The sequence below is a fragment of the Devosia sp. BK genome (genome assembly GCF_032907385.1).
Lineage (GTDB): Bacteria > Pseudomonadota > Alphaproteobacteria > Rhizobiales > Devosiaceae > Devosia.
The window spans coordinates 26,309-42,591 of sequence record NZ_JAIMBX010000007.1; the positions used below are offsets into that span (position 1 = coordinate 26,309).

Annotated in this window: 12 protein-coding genes; 7 read left to right on the forward strand and 5 right to left on the reverse strand. The window is 61.0% G+C overall.

The features are described 5' to 3' along the window. Positions 1 to 24 precede the first annotated feature (24 nt). The 3 genes from DevBK_RS20195 to DevBK_RS20205 form a co-directional block, all read right to left on the reverse strand. Positions 25 to 879 (reverse strand): DMT family transporter, encoded by an 855-nt coding sequence (locus tag DevBK_RS20195; RefSeq protein WP_317186796.1) that lies wholly within the window; start codon positions 877 to 879, stop codon positions 25 to 27. 1 nt (position 880) lies between these two features. Beyond that, on the reverse strand, positions 881 to 3,220 hold the full coding sequence (locus tag DevBK_RS20200) for a PIG-L family deacetylase (protein WP_317186797.1): 2,340 nt from the start codon (positions 3,218 to 3,220) through the stop codon (positions 881 to 883). 88 nt (positions 3,221 to 3,308) lie between these two features. Continuing rightward, positions 3,309 to 4,532 (reverse strand): ROK family protein, encoded by a 1,224-nt coding sequence (locus DevBK_RS20205; RefSeq protein ID WP_317186798.1) that lies wholly within the window; start codon positions 4,530 to 4,532, stop codon positions 3,309 to 3,311. Positions 4,533 to 4,725: 193 nt separating this feature from the next. On the opposite strand from DevBK_RS20205, the gene DevBK_RS20210 reads away from it, so the two are divergent. The 6 genes from DevBK_RS20210 (at position 4,726) to DevBK_RS20235 (ending at position 11,344) form a co-directional block, all read left to right on the forward strand. Continuing rightward, positions 4,726 to 5,961 carry an extracellular solute-binding protein gene (locus tag DevBK_RS20210; RefSeq protein ID WP_317186799.1) on the forward strand — a complete coding sequence of 412 codons (1,236 nt, stop codon included), beginning with the start codon at positions 4,726 to 4,728 and terminating at the stop codon, positions 5,959 to 5,961. Positions 5,962 to 6,088: 127 nt separating this feature from the next. Further along, complete coding sequence (locus DevBK_RS20215; RefSeq protein WP_317186800.1) at positions 6,089 to 7,021, forward strand: sugar ABC transporter permease; 933 nt, start codon at positions 6,089 to 6,091, stop codon at positions 7,019 to 7,021. Next, entirely contained in the window at positions 7,018 to 7,869 is an 852-nt protein-coding gene (locus DevBK_RS20220) for a carbohydrate ABC transporter permease (RefSeq protein ID WP_046142685.1), read from the forward strand. The genes DevBK_RS20215 and DevBK_RS20220 overlap by 4 nt, the downstream gene beginning before the upstream one ends. A gap of 3 nt (positions 7,870 to 7,872) precedes the next feature. Further along, complete coding sequence (argH, locus tag DevBK_RS20225) at positions 7,873 to 9,381, forward strand: argininosuccinate lyase (protein WP_317186801.1); 1,509 nt, start codon at positions 7,873 to 7,875, stop codon at positions 9,379 to 9,381. Next, a complete protein-coding gene (locus tag DevBK_RS20230; protein WP_317186802.1) occupies positions 9,381 to 10,448 on the forward strand; it encodes a sn-glycerol-3-phosphate ABC transporter ATP-binding protein UgpC in 1,068 nt (355 codons plus the stop codon). The genes argH and DevBK_RS20230 overlap by 1 nt, the downstream gene beginning before the upstream one ends. Beyond that, positions 10,445 to 11,344, forward strand: coding sequence for a carbohydrate kinase family protein (locus DevBK_RS20235; protein ID WP_317186803.1), 900 nt, complete (start codon positions 10,445 to 10,447; stop codon positions 11,342 to 11,344). Before DevBK_RS20230 ends, DevBK_RS20235 begins: the two co-directional genes overlap by 4 nt. A gap of 86 nt (positions 11,345 to 11,430) precedes the next feature. On the opposite strand, the gene DevBK_RS21035 is transcribed toward DevBK_RS20235, so the two are convergent. Together DevBK_RS21035 and DevBK_RS20240 are read right to left on the reverse strand one after the other, a co-directional pair. Beyond that, entirely contained in the window at positions 11,431 to 11,820 is a 390-nt protein-coding gene (locus DevBK_RS21035) for a DUF6634 family protein (RefSeq protein WP_410494117.1), read from the reverse strand. Further along, positions 11,817 to 13,700: an AAA family ATPase gene (locus tag DevBK_RS20240; RefSeq protein ID WP_317186804.1), complete on the reverse strand. Its 1,884-nt coding sequence runs from the start codon at positions 13,698 to 13,700 to the stop codon at positions 11,817 to 11,819. The genes DevBK_RS21035 and DevBK_RS20240 overlap by 4 nt, the downstream gene beginning before the upstream one ends. Positions 13,701 to 14,949: 1,249 nt before the next feature. Here DevBK_RS20240 and DevBK_RS20245 point away from each other — a divergent pair. Then, the gene (locus tag DevBK_RS20245; RefSeq protein WP_317186805.1) at positions 14,950 to 15,960 is read left to right on the forward strand and encodes a sensor domain-containing diguanylate cyclase; all 1,011 of its coding nucleotides are present in this window, start codon (positions 14,950 to 14,952) and stop codon (positions 15,958 to 15,960) included. The last annotated feature ends 323 nt before the right edge of the window (positions 15,961 to 16,283 follow it).

Consider the following 16,283-nt stretch of genomic DNA (forward strand, 5'->3'; position numbering starts at 1 on the left):
GGCTCAGGGCTCAGGGCTCAGGGCTCAGGGCTTTGGGCGGTCGAGGCGGGTCGTCAGGACCAGGGCGCCGATGATGATGGCGGTGCCGATGAGCGTTGTTGGCGCCGGCACTTCGCCAAAGGCGAGGAAACCGGCAAAGCTGGCGAGGACGATGGAGAGATAACCGATGGGGGCAAGCAGATTGGCCGGGGTCGACTGATAGGCGCGGAGGAAACAATATTGGCCGATCTGGGCGAGGACGCCGATGGCAAGGAGCAGGGGCCAGTCGGCTAATGCGACCGGCTGCCACGAGAAGGCGGCGGGAATGAACGTGAAGATGGTGAGGCCGACGGTATAGAAAACCATCAGGACGGTGGTGTTTTCCTTGGCGAGGGCGCGGGTCTGAACGGTAGCGAGGGAGCCGAAAAGGACTGAACCGAGAGCGGCCAAGAGCCCGAAGTTCCATGTGACTTCCCCTGGGGCGACCATGACGAGGACGCCGAGAAAGCCGATGGCGGCGCCGATCCAGCGCCAGGGGCCGGATCGCTCGCCGAGGAGAAAAGTCGCGAGCGCCAGGACGACCAGCGGGCGCATGAAGCCGATGGCATTGGCAAGGGCCAAGGGCAGGGCCGTGAGTGCGGCGAAGTTGGCACTGAGGGCCAGCGTGTTGCAGAGTACGCGGAAGGCGTGGCGGCCCCATTGCCTGGTTTGCCGCAAAGCCCGGCGGTGGCGCCAGGCGAGCGGGAGGACGCTGACAAGGCCAATGAGCGAGCGGATAAAGACCATCTGCACGGCGGGATAGCTCGCGCCGCCCAACTTCACGAGCACGGTCATGATGGTCACGAGGACCATGTCGCTCGCGAGCCAGATGTAACCCGCTCGCGATTGATTGGTCTGCATGTCAGGCCGACTGGAGAAGATTGGCCATCAGCCGGAAAGCGCCGGGGACGAGCTTTTCCAACTGGTGGTGGAGTACAAGGCTCGTATGGGTATGACGACCCCTACCGATCTCGGCCGAAAGCAATGAGCCGGTAAGGGGTTCTTCACCGGCGTCGCTCATGGCGAGGAGAGGGACGTATGCGCTGTCCCAGGCCGAAGCGAAGTAGAGGCCGCGTTCCTTGTCCCAGCCGGCGAAATCATCTGCGGTGATGCGATTGGGGCCGGTGAGGAGCTTGTGCTCGGGGTAGAGGAATTTCACCTCGGCGGCGGGGTTGGTGGTGCGCCAGCGCAGTGAGGGGCTGCCGATGGTGATCGGGCGCGGCGGTGTCTCGTCGGCCGTCCAGCCATCGCTGGGGCGGTGATAGAGCGTGACGAGATGGCCGCCGGCCTCGACCCAGCGATGGAGTTTTTGGGTTGCAGCCCTAAGGTCCGGACGGAGGCCGAAGGCAAAAATGCCGATGACGATGGTATCATAGGCCGAGATGTCGTCGGCGAGGGCTTCGGTGTCGAGTTCGGTAACGTTGGCGCCCATGCGGTTAAGCCAGAGGCCAACGCGGTCGGAGCCGCCGCCGATGTAACCGATTTTAGTGTCGGGGACCGTCAGGTTCAGCGCCAGGATGTCAAGTGACAGCGGGCGGGCGAAGTGGGTGCGGCCGATATGCGGATAGGCGATGGGGGTGACGCCAAAGGCAGGGGTGCCATCGACGAGCAGAGGCAGGCTGTGGCGGGCGGCGGTTAGGAGAATATCGGAGGTGACACGGAAACCCTTGTCGTGGCGCTCTATCGTTAGGCTGGGGGCGCTGGGGATGGTGACGCGACCGAAGTCGATATCGGTTTTGAGGGCGACGGTTTTCGCTACCGGGGCCGATAGCGGAAGAATAAGAGCCTCGGGGGTGATCGCGACCGTGTAGGCGGCGGCGAGCTGCAAGTCTTCTTCGGTGTCGCGGAAAAAGCGAATGACCTCGCCATTCACTTCGGCCTCGATCCGAACCGAGACATTGCCGTTGCCATTAAGGTTCTGCCAATCGGGGCGGAAGGCATTCTCGATTTTGGCATCGGCGCGGGCTTTGAGCTCGACGGTCGCACTGTCACCAGACAGACTGACCGCATCGGTAGGCAAGAAGGCGCCAGAGGTGATGGGCGTCACGCGGATATTTGCGGCCTCGCCGGGTTCAGCTTCGATGGTGAGATCGACTTCTTCGCCGGGGGCGATGCTGGCTGAAGAGACCGAGGCATAGATTTCGATGCCCGCGGCGATGGCGGTGGCGGCGTCGAGTTCTTCGAGCTTTCGCTCAAGACGATGAGCGTGCTCGGGGGCGATGTCCTCCTGCGCGCCGCGGATGGCGCGGCGGGCAATGCTGAGAGCGGGCAGGATGGCGGTGCTATCGGGGAACGCAGCTATGGCCTGGGCGAGGGCAGCGTCGGCGGCGGCGAGGTAAGGCGATGGGCCGAGATCGCTGAGCGATTTGGGCAACTCATCTAAAAGCTCACCACGTGCATCGGTACCGACCTGGTGGAGCGGCCATGTTGTTTCGCCGGGGTGCCGCCAGTGGCCCATGTTCTGGCTGGCGTGGAAGGCCCGGGAGACTTCGCCGAGTCGCCAGAAGGGCATGCCGGTGGCGAAATCGCTGCCCGTGGCCGTGACGAAAAGATTGGCCCTGGGCGGGGGGACTTCGTCGTCATAGGTGTCGCCGCCGCCGGACCAGGCGGGGAGACAGAACTTTGTGACGGTCCAAGGCGCGAGGTTTTCTGTTTCGTAAGCGGGATCGGCCGCAAGGGCGAGAGCGCGCTCGGCAGCCTCGGTCATCGCGCGGTGGTGACCGTGCTGGCCGAGAACGTCGAGGAAGGTGGGGATGACAATATCGGGGCGGAACTGGCGATAGACGCGGACGAGGCGATCGATAATGCGCTCTTCCCCCCAGCGCGCGAGGGTATCCTTGCCGGATTTGGAGAAGCCGAAATCGTGCACGGGGTCGTCGGGACCATGGCCGAGCCAGGCGATGTCGGCATCAAGGGCTCGGGCAGCTTCTTCCATTTCGCGTGAACGCAACACGCCGAGTGCACCGCCGCGTTCGGGCCCCAGCGTATTTTGGCCGCCCTCGCCGCGGGTGGAGCAGGCGACGATGATGCGCATACCCATTTCGTGTCGCATGGCGGCGAGCATTTCGTTGTGCTCGTCATCGGGATGGGCGCCGGTATTCATCACCGTCACGCTGGACTTGAGACGGGACAGGGCGCGGGCGAGGGCAACGAGACGGGGCTGGGCTGCGCGACGGCGCAGGCGTTCAGGAGCGGTAAGCATTGTTCGTCCAGATTTCATAATAGGCGTTTTGGAACGGCACACTGTCATCGCACACGTCCCACTCAGAGAGAGGCACGGGTGACAAAAGTCAGCCGACGGGATTGGACACGCTGAGATGGGGAGAGACTGTGTCGAGGAGCGGCAGCGCGGCGGCGCCGAGCGCTGCCGTCAACTGGCCCGTCTGGCCGCGGATGACGCGGGGTTGTAAGCGCTGTCGTCTCGTTGCGACAGAGACGGGCAAGGGGTCGAGCGCGGCGATGACCGCTTCAAGCACTGAATCGGGCAGGCCGCCGCCAAAAATGACCGTTTCGGGATCGAAAATGTTTTCGAGCATGGCGACGGTGGGCGCAAGGTAATCGGCGGCCATGTCGATCCATTCGGCAAGGGTCGGATCGGCCTTATCGTGCAACGTCTGTATGTCATCGACGGTGGCCGCATAGATGCCGGCCATGGCGAGCCGTTCACGCAGGGCAAAGACCGAGACGAAGCGCTCGAGTGCGCCGGCTGGGCCATAGTGAACCTTGCCCTTGCGGGGAACGAGACCGACATGACCGATTTCGCCGGCATTGCCGAAGGCGCCGCGCAAGGGGCGGCCTTCCTGGATGACGCCGAGGCCGAGGCCGACGCCGAAATAAAGGTAGCAGAAGCTGCCGAGCTGGCGGCCGGCGCCATAAAGACGTTCGCCGACCACAGCTGCCGTGGCGTCGTTTTCGACAAAGACCTGCTGGCCCGTGGCTTTGGCAAAAAGAGCAGTCGCATCAACTCCCGTCCAGCCGGGAAGGGTAGCGGGGCCAACCGAACTCATCCCCTCGACCTCGAAGGGACCTGGCATGACGACGCCGATGCCGAGAAGTTTGCTGCGGTCAGCGCCAAGTGAGGCTTCGAGGCGCTGGACTTCCGCTGTCACTTGGTCAGGGACGGTATCGGGGCCCGTGGTTTCAAGCGGCAGGATGGATTTGGCGCGCACGCCGCCTGAAAGATCGAGAAGCGCGGTCACCATATGGTCGGCGGCGATTTCGACCCCAGCGGTCATCGGGCCGTTGGGATTGACGGCGAACTGGATGGGGGGCTGTCCACGACCGGATCGGAGCCGACCAAGTTCAACGAGAAGCCCTTCTTCGAGCAACTCGTCGACAATATTGGCCACGGCCTGGGGTGTGAGCTGGGCGCGTCGAGCGATCTCGGTGCGGCCGAGATGTTCGTGGAATCGAATAACCTCCAGCACCACGCGGCGATTGTGCGCGCGGTTGCGCTCGGGATTGGACCCGATAGCGACGCGTTGACGAAGCTCTTTCTTGCTGCGGCCGTTCAAATTTCCGCCTCCCCCACTGCCTCGCTAGCATGGCGGGGCGGTGCAAGACTAGCTAGGCAACACAATAACTCAAGTAGATTATTTTATTGACAAGGGACGGTCACATATTGGACGTTGCTGGCCTGTCGGGCGGCGTGTGCCGTCCTAAGGGATGAGAGGCGTCGGAGGGTCGACGCTCCAATGGAGGGACTTTATGCGTAAGGCATATGTAGCCGGGCTCGCTGCCGGCATCAGCTTCATCGCAATGGGCGCAGCCCAGGCCGTGGAAATCGAATATTGGCAGTACGTCTTCGATAGCCGCGTCCAGGCGATGGACCAGCTGATCGAAAAATTCGAAGCTGCCAATCCAGACATCACCGTCAAGCAGACCACTTTCCCCTATGCCGACTACCAGACGCGCGTCGTTGCCGCCAAGGTTGCCGGCCAGGGGCCGGACGTGGTGCAGCTCTTTTACGGCTGGACTGACCAGTTCGTGAATGGCGGCCTGATCCAGCCGCTCGACCCGGCCGTGTTCCCGCACGAGGGAATCGAAGCGGACTTCTTCCCCATTGTTTCGGCAATGAAGCGTGGCGACGATTATTATGGCCTGCCGACCGCCGTGCGCTCGCTGGCACTCTTTTACAACAAGGCCTTGCTTGACGAAGCCGGTGTCGAGCCGCCGCAGACGCTCGACGACCTTCTCGCGGTTGCCGAAGCCACCACCAAGCGCGATGGCAGCGGCAATATCACGACGGCCGGCATCACCATGGACATGGCCGGCCAGGATCACCACTGGTGGCGTGAAGTTCTTGTGCGCCAGAACGGTGGCGTCCCCTATGATGCCGAAGGCAACGTTGCCTATAACGACGCGGCCGGCGCTGCGGCCCTGAAGTTCTATACCGACCTTCAGACCGAAAAGAAGGTTGGTCTCGTCGGCTTCATGGATGAAGGCCAGGCTGCGTTCCGCGCAGGTCTTGCCGCGATGACCATCGATGGCACGTTCCGTCTCGGCGCCTTTGCCGACAACCCCTTCGAATGGGGTGTGGTGGAGCTGCCCGCTGACGCCAATGGCATGCGCTCGAACTATTCGAGCTATTTTGCCAACGGTATCGGGGCGACCTCGACCGGAGAAGAGCTCGCAGCCGCGCAGAAGTTCCTCCAGTATATCTCCTCGCCCGAAGCGATGGAAATCTGGCTCGAAACGGTTGGTGAACTTCCGGCACGTCGTGACGTGGCGCTGACCGAAGCAAACCTTGCCGATCCGATCCGCGGGCCGTTCCTCAAGGGTCTTGAATACGCTCAGACCACCCAGTTCTACGACGAAGCCGCACAGCGCCAGACCGCGATCGACATGGTCAATCGCGTGCTGCTCGAAGGCCAGTCGATCGAAGACTCGCTTGCCCAGGCCGCTACGGCCGAACAGGCGATTATCGATCAGGGTCGTCAGTAAGGGGTAGGCTCTTTTTAGAGCGCGAACTTCGCCACGACATCGACTGTCACCCCGGCCTTCGCCGGGGTGATGACCGATGATATTTTGGCGCTAAGGCAACCCCTCGCATCTTCTCGCAGGAGCGAACATGGCGTCGGCGAACGCGATTTCACAAACAGGCCCGGTTCGCTTCTGGGACCGTCTCAATATCAGCACCAAGCGGGTCATCTGGGCCTGGGCGTTTCTCGCCGTGCCGATCATCTTTTATGCGGGCATCCGCTTTTATCCGACATTCCAGGCCTTTTGGCTGTCGCTGACCAATTGGGATCTGCTGCGGCCAGCGCAGTTTATCGGCTTTGCGAACTATCAGAAAATGTTCGCCGATCCGGTTTTCTGGAAAGTCTTCCAGAACACGTTTCTTTATCTCATCATCGGCACGCCGCTGAGCCTCGTCATCTCCTTCGTGATCGCCTATTACCTCGATCGCGTGAAGCTGATGCACGGATTTATCCGTGCCCTTTATTTCCTGCCTTTCCTGACGACGGCTGCAGCCATGGGTTGGGTCTGGCGCTGGTTCTACCAGCCGGTGCCGATCGGGGTGATCAATGGATTTTTGTCCTCGGTTGGCATTCCGCAGCAGCCATTTTTGCGCTCGGTCGACCAGGCGCTCTTCTCGATCCTGATCCCGGCGATCTGGGCCGGGCTCGGATTCCAGATCATCATCTTCATGGCCGGGCTACGCGCCATTCCCAGCACCTTTTATGAGGCGGCCAAAATCGACGGGCTGGGGGATTGGGCAATCCTTCGAAAGATCACCATTCCGCTCCTAAAACCCACCACCGTTTTCCTTGTCGTATTCTCCTCGATCGGTTTCCTGCGCATCTTCGACCAGGTCTATAATATGACCTCGAATGATCCGGGCGGGCCGCTCAATTCGACCAAGCCGCTGGTGCTGATGATCTACCAGACCGCCTTCTCATCCTATCAGATGGGCTATGCGGCCGCGCAAACCGTGGTGCTGTTCACCATCCTGCTCATCGTATCCCTGCTCCAGCTCTATGTGCTGAGGGAAAAGAAATGACCGTGACCTCAACCGAGCTCAAGGCGAATAGCCGCGACATCCGCCCCGGCCGCATCATTGCCTGGACCCTGCTGCTGATCGGCGGGTTGATCATGATCACGCCGCTTCTCTTCATGTTTTCGACTTCGCTCAAAACCTCAGGACAGGTCTACGACCTGAGGCTGATCCCGGCGGCGCCGACCTTTGACAATTATATCAAGGTACTGGGCGATGGCCGCTTCATGCAGTGGTTCCTCAACTCGACCATCATTGCCGTTACGGTGACGATCTCGAACGTATTCTTCGACAGCCTCGTCGGCTACACGCTGGCCAAATTCGAATTCCGCGGTCGCTATTTTATTTTCCTCGCCATCCTGTCGACGCTGATGATCCCCACCGAAATGCTGGTGATCCCGTGGTACCTGATGTCGAGCCAGCTCGGTTGGCTCAATTCCTATTGGGGCATCATGTTCCCTGGCATGATGACGGCCTTCGGCACATTCCTCATGAAGCAGTTTTTTGAAGGTGTGCCCAACGATTTCCTAGAAGCCGCGCGTGTCGATGGGCTCAATGAATTCACCATCTGGTGGAAGATTGCCATGCCCATGGTGGTGCCGGCGATATCGGCGCTCGCCATCTTCACCTTCCTCGGCAACTGGACGGCTTTCTTCTGGCCGCTGATCGTCACGACCTCCAAGGAACTCTATACGCTGCCCGTCGGCATCTCGAGTTTTTCGGCCGAGGCGTCCATCCAGTGGGAGCTGATCATGACCGGCGCCGCGATCGGCACGATCCCGACGCTCCTCGTCTTCCTTCTTCTCCAGCGCTACATCGTTCGTGGCGTCATGCTGGCCGGCCTCAAGGGTTAAGACATGACCGATCCCCGTTCTTCTGATCAGTCGGTTTTCCCCGATCCGGTCTATAAGGAAACCGTTCTGGCGCCGCTCTTTGATGGTGCCAAGGACCACCATGTCGAGGGGTTCCGCTCCATCGACCGCGCGCATCTCGTCATGCTGGCCGACACCGGCATTCTGAGTGCCGTTCAGTCCCGGGACATTGCCGTGGCGCTCGAGAGCATCGATGCCGAGATCGATCCCACAACGCTTGTCTATACCGGTGAGGTGGAGGACTTCTTCTTCCTCATCGAGAAGGAGCTGAAAAAGCGCGTCGGGCCAGATCTTGGTGGACGGCTTCATACCGCGCGATCCCGCAACGATATCGACCACACCCTCTTCAAGCTCGGGCTGCGCGAGCGGCTCAATGTCCTCATCGGCAAAGCGCTGAACTTGCATGCGACGCTGATCGAAGCGGCAGAACGCGAAAGGGAGACGTTGATCGTCGCCTATACCCATGGGCAGCCAGCGCAGCCGACGACCTTTGGGCATTATCTCTCCGCCATCGTCGAGTTCGTCGGGCGCGATATCGAAAGGCTCTTTGAGGCCTATCGGATCGTCGAGCTGTCGCCCATGGGCGCGGCCGCGATCACAACGACTGGTTTTCCGACCGATCGCGCGCTTGTCGCCGAACTCCTTGGCTTTGCGGCCCCACTGCAGAATTCTTATTCCTGCATTGCCGGGGTGGATTACATCACCTCCACGTATTCGGCCATTCAGTTGCTGTTCCTGCATCTGGGGCGGCCGATCCAGGACTTTCAGGTCTGGACCAGCTTTGAGGTGGGGCAGATCTATGTGCCCAATAGCCTCGTGCAGATTTCCTCGATCATGCCACAAAAGCGCAATCCAGTGCCGATCGAGCATTTGCGGCATCTGGCGAGCCAGACGGCCGGCCGGGCACAGGCCATGCTTACGGTGATGCACAATACCCCATTCACCGACATGAACGACAGCGAAGGCGAAACGCAGGCAATGGGCTATCAAGCCTTTTCTTCGGCCTATCGCGTGCTCGATCTCCTCGCGGCACTGGTCAAGCAAATCCGCATCGATCCCAAACGCGTGCGGGACAATATTGCGCGCTCCTGCATCACCATTACCGAACTGGCCGATTCCCTCGTTCGGCGCGAAGGGCTGTCCTTCCGCGAGGGGCACGAGATCGCGGCTTCCGTTGCCAAAGCCGTTGTCGCCATGGGCGGCGATCTCGTCAGCGATGGTTTTGGGCCATTCACTGCTGCGTTCGAGAAGGCGACCGGGCGCTCTTCGTCGCTGGATGAAACGAATTTTGCCGAGATCGTCTCGCCCGAATATTTCGTTGCCGTGCGCACGCGCTTTGGTGGGCCAGCGCCGGAACCGCTTAACGCGGCCATTGCCGGCTATCGGCAGGACGCCCAGCGTCTCTCGGACATTTTTGACAAAATCCTGCGCCGCCAGGCTGATGCCGCGCGCATGCTCAAAGAGCGCTTCGGCGCATTGAAGGGAACCGCCTGATGGCCAAGATCGAACTGCAGAAACTGGTCAAGGAATACGGCAAGACCCGCGCCGTCCATGGCATTGACCTCATCATCGAGGATGGCGAATTCGTCGTTTTCGTTGGCCCATCAGGCTGCGGCAAGTCGACAACTCTGCGCATGATTGCCGGGCTCGAGGATATTTCGGGCGGTAATCTCTTGATTGGCGGAGAAGTGGTGAACCAGCGCGAGCCCAAGCAGCGCAATATCGCCATGGTCTTTCAGAACTACGCCATCTATCCGCACATGACCGTGGGCCAGAATATCGGCTTTGGCCTTTATACCTCAAAACTCTCCAAGGCCGAAAAGCAGAAGCGGATCGAAGAGACCGGCAAAATCCTGGGGCTCGAAAAGCTGCTCGATCGCCGTCCCGCGGCGCTTTCGGGTGGGCAGCGTCAGCGCGTTGCCATCGGCCGCGCCATGGTGCGTGATCCAGCCGCGTTCCTCTTTGACGAGCCATTGTCCAATCTCGATGCGCAACTGCGGTCGCAGATGCGCCTTGAGATCAAGAACCTTCATCGCCGGCTTGGCACAACAATCGTCTATGTGACCCACGATCAGGTCGAAGCCATGACCATGGCTGACAAGATCGTCGTCATGCGCGATGGCAATATTCTCCAGGTTGGAACCCCGACCGACCTTTATGAAAACCCGGTCGATGTTTTCACCGCGCGCTTTATCGGCAGTCCGTCGATGAATATGGTCGAGGGCACGATTGCTGGCGGCGCCCTGAGCATCGAGGGGGCAGGGGGTTCAGGACTTGGCCTTCCCACCCATGACGGCAAGGTGCTGGTTGGCGTGCGTCCCCATGATCTTGTGGTCGGCGAGTTCGGCGGGGCGGGGCTTTCGGCGTCCGGCACGGTCGAAGCGGTCGAGCCGCTTGGCTCGGAAACCCTGGTGCATCTCACTCTTGGCAAGGCGCAGGTGATCGCCACGGCACCGGGCCGGGTCGTGCCGCAGATCGGCAGCACGGTCTCGGTTCACGCCGGCACTGGATCGCTCTACCTCTTCGATGCCGTCACCGAAAAGGCTTTGGGCCGCGCATGACATCGTCTTCGCCCCGCACCGGGGCTGTCCTCAATCTTGGCCGCATTTATTGCGACATGGTGTTTCGCGGTCTCGACGGCATGCCGGCCTTGGGGCGGGAGCTCTTTGCCCGCGACTTCGCCCTGACCCCAGGGGGTGGTGCGCTGATCACCGCGGCCCACCTTTCAGCGCTCGGGCGTCATTCCATGCTGCTTGCGCGGTTCGGCACCGATGCACTGTCCCTGGCGCTCTCGGAGCAGATCGAACAACTCGGGATCGACCTGACGTTTCTGGATCGGCACGAGAGTGCGGGGCCGCAGCTGACCGTCGTGATGGTTCATGATGGGGATCGCGCCTTTCTCTCGCGCCGGGCCGGCCATGCTCGACCCGCCGGCTTTGAGGCGGCCTTGGCTCATTCCGGGGTGAGCCATCTCCACATTGCCGAATATGCAACGCTTCACGAAATGCCCGATGCGATCGATAGCGCGAAGAAAGAAGGGCTGACCGTGTCGCTCGATCCGAGCTGGGATGCGGACCTGATCCACGATCCCCTGTTCTTCGAGCGGGCCGCGGGGGTCGATCTCTTCCTCCCCAATATGGAGGAAGCTGAAGCTTTGACCGGGGAAGCAGACCCCGAAGCCGCACTTGCGATTCTCGGGCGCCACTTTCCCCTTGTGGTCCTGAAGCGCGGTGCGGAAGGCGGTATTCTCGCCTCAGGTTCCGAAACGATCGCGCTGCCCAGCCCAAAGGTTTCCGTCGTCGATACGACAGGAGCAGGGGACGCGTTCAACGCCGGCTTCCTCCACGCCTGGCTCAATGGCTCCGAGCTTCGAACGGCGCTCGCCGCTGCGGTCGAAGCCGGAACATTCTCTGTGCAGGCCGCTGGCGGGACGGGCAGTCTTCGGCGCGCTGTTTGAGGATTTTGCGCGGCGTCTGAAAGCCTGAGGCTTGCCTCGAGGTTACGCCCCTCGTTGACTAGAAGCACCGGCAGTTTACCGCCAGCTCAACGTTCCCTCTCGCGTTGACTCGCGTGCAAAACGTAGAAACGCGACACAGTCCTTGCCCAGGTTCCCCTTTGCGTCTCAAGGGCAACAAGGGGGGAAGTCGTAACGACCCGATGGTCTGGCAGAAGAGGGTGACCGGTGACGGTTCCGAGAAGCCGGACCAGGCCAAAATCCTGCGGCTCACCAACGGACCAGTGGTCAAGTCGAGGCGCTCGCTCCAGAATGCGGGGTTCAGGGCGCCAGCCGCTCCGGAGGCGAGCGAGGTCGCCAAGGAGTTGTCGCCAGCGAGGTAGGCTCGAGATATCGAGATCCTCGGCTTCAACGCGTGCCGCGAGATCAAGCAGAACCACGCCGTCATCGAGAATGAAGTCTAGGGCTGGAAGGATCATGCTTTGCTTTCCGTCAAAAAGGCAGCGATCTCGGCCTTTGCGAGGGTTCGGCGTTCAAGCAGGACTTCTGCAAGCCGTTCGATCGTCTGGTGGTGCTGCGCGACGAGGTCGTCGGCCCGGCCCATCTGGTCTCGGAGGATTGTCTCCACCGTGTCCTGGAGCACAAGGTTGGTGGTAAGCTCCTTTGTCACCACGTCGGGCGGCAAGGCGATAAGGGTCTCAGACAGGCCGGTGCTGAGATAAAGAAGGGCGATGGCGTGGCTCGCCTGGATGAGGTCGGTGGCCGAGCCATCGTCGACCCGTTTGCCAAAATAGGCATCGGCGGCACGGCCGGCCAGGGCGATACAGCAGTCATCGAGGCGCTCGTCGTAAGTGGCGCCCGCAAGGCGCGGGATGAGCGTCGTAAAACCGCTGACCGAACCGGCGCGATCAAGGCGCAGGGCCATGGCATCGACCTCGCGTCGAAAGACATGGGCGATCACGGCATGGGCCGCCTCATGCAGGGCCGCTTTTTTGAGGACGGCAATACGCACTGTGTTCCCAGCCATCCCATACGGATCGAGATCGGCAGGTTCCAGTGGGCGGCCGGCGAGAAGGGCCCTGTTTCGCGCAGCGGCAATGCGGTCGGCCAGTTGGGCTTGACTTTCTCCAAGCCAGAGGCGAGCCAGATCACGCAGCGACGCGTCGGGCAGGTCACGGCCCAGATGGACGCGCAGCACCGCTACTACGTCGTCTATAGTTTGCGGGGGTCTGACCTCAATGAGGCGGCCAATGCGGCCGGGACGGCGGATCGCGGCGTCGACGTCCTCCGGTCGGTTAGTGCAACCGACCAGCAGCACCGGCGCGCCGGATGCGTTGAGGTCATCAATGGCAAGCAGCATCGAGGTGATAACCGTGCTCCAATAAGCCCCATTGGAGTCGGTCCCACCGGTGCGGGTACTCATGGCATCGATCTCCTCGATGATGCCAATTGCCGGTCCATTATGGGAGCGAAGGGCGTCAAAGAAGCCAACGATCTGACGCACGACACTGTCGAGATAGCCGGTGCCAGATGCAAAGAGGGCGCCCACGCTCAGGCGATGAAGTGGAACGGCGGCGCGTTCGGCAAGCTGGTCGACCAAGGTGGATTTCCCGCATCCTGGTTGTCCGGCGAGCAAGGTGTGACGCAAAAGGCCTTTGGGAACGCGACCGGTTTTGAGCCCATCGAAGAGGGCCAGAGTTTCGGTCAGCCAGACCGCCGCCGAACCGAAAACTGGCCATTGGTCACTCTCCTTTGTCTTCTCACCGGCCTCTGCCGTTTCGTCGGTGTGTGCAGACCAGCGGCGCAGTCGGTCGCGGCAGGCTTCCGCGGTATCGCCGGATCGTATCGAGCTGGCAATAAGGGGGAGAGACAGACCGCGCCAATCAGCGTCTTCGATGATGATTTCTTTTCCCGTCACGGTGCCCACGGCGCGGGCGATGGCGGCAGAAGTGAGCCCCTTTACGGTTACAACGCACTCGACGGCTCTTCTTGCGAGGTCGGGTACATGTTCGGAGCTCGCCGCGACCCAGACGCTGGCGCCATCCTCAATGCGCACGAGCACGTCGAGATCGCGCGCCACCTCGGATTTTTCCCGGCTCGGGGTCCCATGAACGGCGCCGCCCCGGGCATCGATAGCGACGGTCATTGGAGCAAGCCAGGAGCTATCGGGCACAAAGATGATGGTGGGGTCAGCATCCTTGGTCCAGGGATCGGGCAGAAGCACACCTTGGGAAAGGGCGTGTTCATCTAGCGCGGCGGTGACGAGTATGACGATGCTACTTACGACGGCAGGCATGACATGGGCTGTCATGCCAGCATTGACGGTACTGTTCCGGATCATGTCGGACAAAGAACTCATGATAGGTACTCGAATTGGATGGGATTGAAGATTCCGCCCCCTTCTCTCCGGCGCAGCACCCCAGTGGCCACCAGGGGACACCAGGTTGCGGCGCGAGCCGGCAGGGCATAGGTGAAGGGAAAAGAGGGGCGTACCGTGCCATTAGCCAATCGCAGCCGATACCTGGGCACCGCACCGCATTCTATGCGAGACGGGGCAGTCAAAACATCAGGCGACAGCTTTAGGCAAAGGGCACGGCAGGCGCGGGGCGACCGGCCAGCGTGCAGACGCAGACGTCCCGGCCCCAGTTTGGGACCGACCGCTCTAGTTGCGCCGACGCATTCCGCCAAATAGCGGCCCATCAAGGCTTAAAAAGCCGGCCGGGTCGAAGGGGGATGCTTGCCGACGCGCGCACGCGTCTACTACAAGGCTCGTAGCCATTGTAACTCCTGTTAGGGCAGGATTGCGGTGGTCAGGCCGTCGCTGGTGGTTCGAAGCACTGGCGGCGGCCGTCATCGATTCGGCTGAATCGACATGGTGATAGTGCACCTGGCAGATGAAAACCTGCAAGTGTCTGGTGCTTTAGGGTTAACGCCTCCCTGGCGGCAGTGTGAGCTGGCCCAATAGCTGTCTCGGAATTGCTCTCTGACTTGGAGTGCGTCCGAAATGAGGTCTTAGACTTGCCGCGCGAGATGTTGGGTAACGTCAGTTATCAGACATCGCTTTTGTGCTCCTCTAAGCGGTACATGGATCCCTGCCTTCACACGGCAGGGGTCACAGGTTCAATCCCTGTCGCACCCACCATCTTAGTCCATGAAATTGTTGATGAAAAATCTGCGGCGTAAAGCTTGCAGACTTTGACCAGCGGTTCGAATGAACCGATGGTGATTTTCTATGGCCAAAAACTGGATATGGCTGGCTCGTTATGCGCTTGCCGCGTGCATAAACGCGCTGCTCGAATAAACCGGCGTAGAAACAATGTCTTAAGAGCCAATCGCGTAAATACCCGCATCTTCGAGAGATCGCAATTGGTTCAGCCCTCGTCCATTACCGCCGCCGCGGACACGGCACGACCGGAGCTGTTCCTGAGCCGCCTGCGCCAGCTGGCCGATTGTGGTGGGGTTGGCCTCGTCGGGGAGGGCGGTTGGCTCGCCCAGGTGGCACGCGGCCTCCCTCGGATTTTTCCAGATCCTTTCTCCACGGCTTTGCGCAGGTCTTTCCTCAGGGCACGCCGTCTCGCTCAGAGCTGCTTCTTACGGCGCCCATTCCCGTGATCGACGAATCCCGACCACTCTGGATCGTGCTGTGGGACATAAGGCGGCGCAATGAGGTCGCACAGCAGATCCTGCTCCTGCGGGTCGCCGAGCTGGTGGGCCAATCTGCAATGGCCGGCAGGCGGGCCGCAGAACGCCGTCGACAAAATCTCCTGGAGCGGGCATCGGCGACGGCACGAATTGGCATCTGGTCATGTTCACTGCCCGACCAACGCATCACCTGGACCAACGGCGTCTACGATCTTTTCGAATTGCCGCGTGGTTCCCTTGTCGATCGCGATACGTCCCTAAAGATGTACGTCCCGGAATCCGCCGCGCAGATGCAGGCGTTGCGAACAGAAGCCATCGCCACTTGTGGCGATTTCAATTTCGATGCTGAAATCATCACGGCCAAGGGCAATCCGCGCTGGATGCGCATCACGGCGACCGTCGACGGCGTTGACGGAAAGGCCCGGCGCATCTTCGGGATGAAACAGAACATCACCGAAGAAAAACACATGGCCGACCGCATGCGTGCTTTGGCTGAGACCGATGTGCTGACGGGCCTCGCCAATCGCAGCCGCTTCAACGCCTGGCTTGAGGATCTCCACGGACAAAGAAACGGCGTTCCCGTCGGCGCGCTCATCCTCATCGACCTCGACAATTTCAAGGCCATCAACGACACACTTGGCCACGCCCAGGGCGACACATGTCTCATCAAAGCCGGCGAGCGCCTGCGTGAATGTGCTCCTCCCGGAGCCCTTGTAGCCCGTATCGGCGGCGATGAATTCGCCATCCTCACCGATGGGCGCGAGCACACCGACATGGACAGTCTTTCCAGGACGATTATCGGTGCATTTAGGCAGTCCATTCAGTTGGGAACGCACGAGCACAGTATCGGCGCTTCGCTCGGGATCGCCATGCGTGGCGGGCAAGATGCAGACACGCTCTATCACGACGCCGATGCGGCACTTTACGCGGCCAAGTCGGCCGGCCGCGGCACATGGCGTGTCGCTAACGCGGCCTGAGCTCTCCTTATCAAAAGACTGGTGGCCGCCCGTCTCCTAAAATCAAGCACTGATGCAGCTTTCCGGAAATAATGCGGGCTAAAGCTTGCAGGGACGCGATGAGTGATGCGCGTATCGGTACATTCTAGAAATTGGGCAATCTCATTCATCGGCATGTCGCTCTCGACCATCCATACTACGGCGCGACCGTGAAGGTCGTGTGGCGTCTCTTGATCAGGCCGTCGCGCTCAAAATACGCAGAAGCGGTCTCCCGCAGGCTGAGCAAGCACCCCAGCCTCGCGTTGAACCGCTCGATGAATCGCTTATGGACTTGCCCGACGACG

Bases quoted from the DNA above. Each gene is read 5' to 3' on its own strand.
- DevBK_RS20210 (WP_317186799.1), top strand. From the start codon at position 4,726: ATGCGTAAGGCATATGTAGCCGGGCTCGCTGCCGGCATCAGCTTCATC.
- DevBK_RS21035 (WP_410494117.1), bottom strand. From the start codon at position 11,820: ATGATCCTTCCAGCCCTAGACTTCATTCTCGATGACGGCGTGGTTCTG.
- argH (WP_317186801.1), top strand. From the start codon at position 7,873: ATGACCGATCCCCGTTCTTCTGATCAGTCGGTTTTCCCCGATCCGGTC.
- DevBK_RS20195 (WP_317186796.1), bottom strand. From the start codon at position 879: ATGCAGACCAATCAATCGCGAGCGGGTTACATCTGGCTCGCGAGCGAC.
- DevBK_RS20215 (WP_317186800.1), top strand. From the start codon at position 6,089: ATGGCGTCGGCGAACGCGATTTCACAAACAGGCCCGGTTCGCTTCTGG.
- DevBK_RS20240 (WP_317186804.1), bottom strand. From the start codon at position 13,700: ATGAGTTCTTTGTCCGACATGATCCGGAACAGTACCGTCAATGCTGGC.
- DevBK_RS20235 (WP_317186803.1), top strand. From the start codon at position 10,445: ATGACATCGTCTTCGCCCCGCACCGGGGCTGTCCTCAATCTTGGCCGC.
- DevBK_RS20230 (WP_317186802.1), top strand. From the start codon at position 9,381: ATGGCCAAGATCGAACTGCAGAAACTGGTCAAGGAATACGGCAAGACC.
- DevBK_RS20220 (WP_046142685.1), top strand. From the start codon at position 7,018: ATGACCGTGACCTCAACCGAGCTCAAGGCGAATAGCCGCGACATCCGC.
- DevBK_RS20200 (WP_317186797.1), bottom strand. From the start codon at position 3,220: ATGCTTACCGCTCCTGAACGCCTGCGCCGTCGCGCAGCCCAGCCCCGT.